Below are 3,972 nucleotides of genomic sequence, written 5' to 3'. Positions count from 1 at the left end.
TGATATACTACTTTCTATCTAAAGCCCCTAATTAAATAGGGGCCTTTATTTTATTTATCTTTATTATCTAAAAAAATAACTTTTTGAACTATTACTTTAGTAGCAGTTTTATTTTCGCCTTCGTTATTGGTATATTTTTCAATTGATAACGTTCCTTCTAAATATACTTTTGAACCTTTATGTAAATACATACTCATGTTTTCAGCTTGGTTTCTAAAAATAACACATGGAATGAATTGAGTTTTATCTTTATTATTTACAGCTATTTGAAAATCTAATTTAGATATTTGACCCTCATTAGTATTAATATGTGTTGGCTCTAAGTCATGGGTAATGTTTCCAATTAATTGAACTTTATTTAACATTTTATTTCTCCTTTCTATTTAAATTAAGCAATTGAAACTAATTTACTTGCAATAGTTCCTATTGGACCTACAGAGGATAAAATAGGAGTTAAAACAGAACAAGTAATTACAACCGCACCAGTAGTTAAAGTTACAACTGCTATATCTTTAAGTTCTTGTTTTTCATCTTTAAAATCTGGTACAACATATTTATATTCAGTTTGTTTAGCTTCATCTGGAAGCTGATTAACTTCAGGTAATTTAGAAGTGGATTTAATTTGAGGTATTTTATCTAATTCTTTACTAAGTTTATGATAAAGATCATTTTGAACCTTAGGGTCAAAGAAATCTAGATTATTTATTGGTTGAGTTTCTTTTTGTTTTTCAGTTTGAGGTTTTAATTGCTTTAAAGTTTTTAAACGTTTTAAAGAATTAATTAATCCAATTATATTATTAACTTTATTAGTATCATGGATATATTGAGTTTGATATTGAGATTGGGTTTTGACTTTATTTTTATCTTGAATTGATTTAAATAATTTAGGTAATCTTAAACCTAAAAGTAATAACAGGATTAAAATAAGAATTGATATAAATATAATCCAAATCTTTAATATAATTTTTCTTTTTTTATTCATGATTAATTAAAATGCTTTACTTTTTTTTCAGTTCCGTCTGGGTTGTAAAAAGTTTTTTGAATTATATCACCTGTGTCTTTGCTATATTTTGCAATATAACCAACAATTCCATTAAAGTCATAGTATGTTTCCTTGATTTTTTTACCTGTATCTTGGTCGTATTCTTCTATATCGTGAATCTTTTTTTCATTACCACCGTAATAATTAATTGTGGGAGGATATTTAAGTGATGGAGTTTGTTCTTGTTGTTGGGTTAATTTATCAACTTCTTTTTCAATTTTTTTAATAATTGCATTATAGGTTTGTTGTTCTTGTTGATTATTAATTTTAGAATTTAAATGTTGTGGATTTTGGGTATCAGTTTTAGGTTGAGGTTTATTAATAGCTAATAAAAGAAGTATTAAAAAAACAAGAATAACTCCACTAATAAATAAACCCCAAATGATAAATATTTTATTTTTTGGGTTTTTGTGATTATTGTTTTTCATAATTTAACCTCTTTTTTGATATTTGTTTTCAAATGGTTTAATTACATTTTGTCTTTTTTGTAAATTAAGTTTGTATTCTAAATCATTTATCTTTCTTTGTAATTTGTTTAAATCATATTGATTCAAGTTATTAGTTTTAATTGGTTGTTTTAATTCTGATTTAGGTGAGAAAATCCATTTAATTAATTTAAATAATAATTTAAATGGTTTTAAAAAACATTTGATTATTGTTTTTATAATGTTAAAGATAGAACCTAAAAAAACTAATAAAGTGATAAAGATTAAAATGCAAAAAATAGCAAAAAGAAAATGACAAATTATTCCTATACTATTTGGTATATTGAATAAACTGAAATCAACGTTTTTGATTGCAATAATACTGTTAAAAACATATTTTAAAAATGTTATAATATAAGTAACATAGTAATTTATTTTATCAATAAATGCGTCTATGTTTAAATTAAGGTTTTGCATTTAATGCATCCTTTCGTGGATAGTTATATAAATCTTTGTCTTTGCGAGAGTGGGATTTATATAACTATTTTTTTATATTTTAATGTGAGCTTTACAAAACAAAAATGACCCTACATATATGTCATCTGACAAACATATACATAGAGTCATTAATTATTTTAACATTTATTTGATATTAAAATTAAATAATAATTATTTTTGTTGTCAGATGAATACACTTATATTATATCAAAAAATACTTAACGTATAACAATATAATCTAACAAAATAATAATAAAAATGCAACTTGTCTGCGACAAGTTTTTTTTAATTATTGACTCTCCAACCTACTCCTTTACTGCCTAACGCAGCAAAGGTGGTTGGTTCGTTCTCGCTACTCCTTACCCGATAGTTCACGGGCAAGGCGCGAGGGGAAAAAAGGATTAAAATTGAAAAAGTACACACATTGATAAAAAAAGTACACACATTGCAATGTGTGTATAAATGTGTGTATAAAAAATCATTAGGAAAAACCTTATGTGTGCTTGCGCTGGAATCCTACAGCGCGCACACATAAGCAAGGAAATACCTAAGAAAAATGAAAAAAGGTACACACATTTAACTATATACTGTAAATTAGATAGAACCGATTGAGGAAAAACCTAACGAATTTTTAATGTAAAAAAAACCCCTAAATCCCCAAAAGGGGACTTTATAGGAGGGGGTATCATAATATAATTAAGATGCATCGGCTGGACGCCTAGCTCGCTAAGCGAGATATCTTAGACCTTTATTTATGTGCGTTAGATAAAAGATATTAAATGTCATTTGAAACGTCATATAGATATAAAATAATGTGTTTAAAGGTTATTATAAAATTAATAGATTGATTAAAATTAACATTCCGCGGGAGACGATTTTTATATTTAATTATTCATTTATTTCTTCATATAACTTATCAGGGATATATATGAAAATACAATTATCTTCTATATATTCATGAAACTTATGACCGTCATTACGAGACCATTCACAATAATTTTCAAATGAAATATCAGGGTTAACTAAAAAGATATTTAACTTCTTTCCAGATATATTTCTTTTAGGAGCATATTTTACATCAACTGTAAATCCTTTTTGACCACCTATAATATCTTTTATCAAACCTTCTTTTCTAATTTTAGTAAGACTTATGTCATCAAAAATATTGATTTTATAAGCATTTTTGTGGTTTTCTTTGCTAAAATTAAACTCACCTCTGGTATAATTATAGTGAAGGTTTATGTGAGTTAGATAACTTAATATAAACTCGGTTTTACCGAGTCTACTAGGTCCTTCAATCACAATGGATTTAGGTCGTTTGCCTAATGATTGCACTGATAATTGTGTTTGAATCGCAGCAATTATCTCATTAGTTTTAGAGTTAGTTTTGAATGAATTGAAAGAATAATCAGGTTTAGAATATTCTTCTTCATCTTCTAACTCTTCTTTTTTTTTAGTGAAACGTTCATTCAATATTTTTTTAATTAAGTCTATTTTTTCATAATAAAAATCACGGTCGGTCTTTAATATGAAATCATCAAGACTTTTTTTAACTTGATTAAAAGTTAAATTATCATCATAATAATATTCATTTTTCAACCTATCTATTTCATCATAGATTATTTTTTTTAATTTATCATTTTCATTTTTAGTAATATATTTTTTATCTTTAGGGGTGCCTTCTTCAATGAAGTCACCATCTTTTTTTACGTAATCAACTGAACCTTGAACGGTGCGTGCTCTTTCAATTTCTGGATGTTTACCATCAATGTCAAAGAATCTATTATTTACAACTTGATAACGTTTTTTTAATTGTAAAAATACATGAGAATGAACGCCATTATTATCTGCATGGTTTTCTAAACAAACTGATAAATAATTAATTTCTTGGTTTTTAGAAGCCATTAATTGTTTAATATGATGATAGATTTTTTCTTTACCCAAATCACACTGTGAATAAGTCATAAAAAAATCTTTAGTATTTAATCTAAACTTAGTTTTTTTCAT

General features: G+C 25.6%; 5 protein-coding genes. All 5 read right to left on the bottom strand.

The genetic code is table 11. The annotated features are described in order from the left end of the window. Positions 1–50 precede the first annotated feature (50 nt). The 5 genes from AYWB_RS03310 to AYWB_RS03290 all read right to left on the bottom strand — a co-directional run bounded on the left by AYWB_RS03310 (position 51) and on the right by AYWB_RS03290 (position 3,972). Positions 51–365, bottom strand: a complete 315-nt coding sequence (locus AYWB_RS03310; protein ID WP_011412954.1) for a single-stranded DNA-binding protein — start codon at positions 363–365, stop codon at positions 51–53. Positions 366–388: 23 nt separating this feature from the next. Next, on the bottom strand, positions 389–982 hold the full coding sequence (locus AYWB_RS03305) for a hypothetical protein (protein ID WP_011412953.1): 594 nt from the start codon (positions 980–982) through the stop codon (positions 389–391). 2 nt (positions 983–984) lie between these two features. Continuing rightward, on the bottom strand, positions 985–1,470 hold the full coding sequence (locus AYWB_RS03300) for a DUF2963 domain-containing protein (protein WP_011412952.1): 486 nt from the start codon (positions 1,468–1,470) through the stop codon (positions 985–987). A gap of 3 nt (positions 1,471–1,473) precedes the next feature. Continuing rightward, entirely contained in the window at positions 1,474–1,944 is a 471-nt protein-coding gene (locus tag AYWB_RS03295; RefSeq protein WP_011412951.1) for a hypothetical protein, read from the bottom strand. A 909-nt stretch (positions 1,945–2,853) separates the two neighbouring features. Further along, positions 2,854–3,972: a hypothetical protein gene (locus AYWB_RS03290; RefSeq protein ID WP_011412950.1), complete on the bottom strand. Its 1,119-nt coding sequence runs from the start codon at positions 3,970–3,972 to the stop codon at positions 2,854–2,856.

Origin of the sequence: Aster yellows witches'-broom phytoplasma AYWB (assembly GCF_000012225.1) — a bacterium.
In the GTDB taxonomy this organism is placed as follows: domain Bacteria; phylum Bacillota_I; class Bacilli_A; order Acholeplasmatales; family Acholeplasmataceae; genus Phytoplasma.
This window is presented reverse-complemented; position numbering and strand designations above follow the sequence as displayed.

What these genes read in the sequence shown, in the direction of transcription:
- AYWB_RS03310 (WP_011412954.1), bottom strand. Translation starts at nt 365, where the DNA reads ATGTTAAATAAAGTTCAATTAATTGGAAACATTACCCATGACTTAGAG.
- AYWB_RS03305 (WP_011412953.1), bottom strand. Translation starts at nt 982, where the DNA reads ATGAATAAAAAAAGAAAAATTATATTAAAGATTTGGATTATATTTATA.
- AYWB_RS03300 (WP_011412952.1), bottom strand. Translation starts at nt 1,470, where the DNA reads ATGAAAAACAATAATCACAAAAACCCAAAAAATAAAATATTTATCATT.
- AYWB_RS03295 (WP_011412951.1), bottom strand. Translation starts at nt 1,944, where the DNA reads ATGCAAAACCTTAATTTAAACATAGACGCATTTATTGATAAAATAAAT.
- AYWB_RS03290 (WP_011412950.1), bottom strand. Translation starts at nt 3,972, where the DNA reads ATGAAAAAAACTAAGTTTAGATTAAATACTAAAGATTTTTTTATGACT.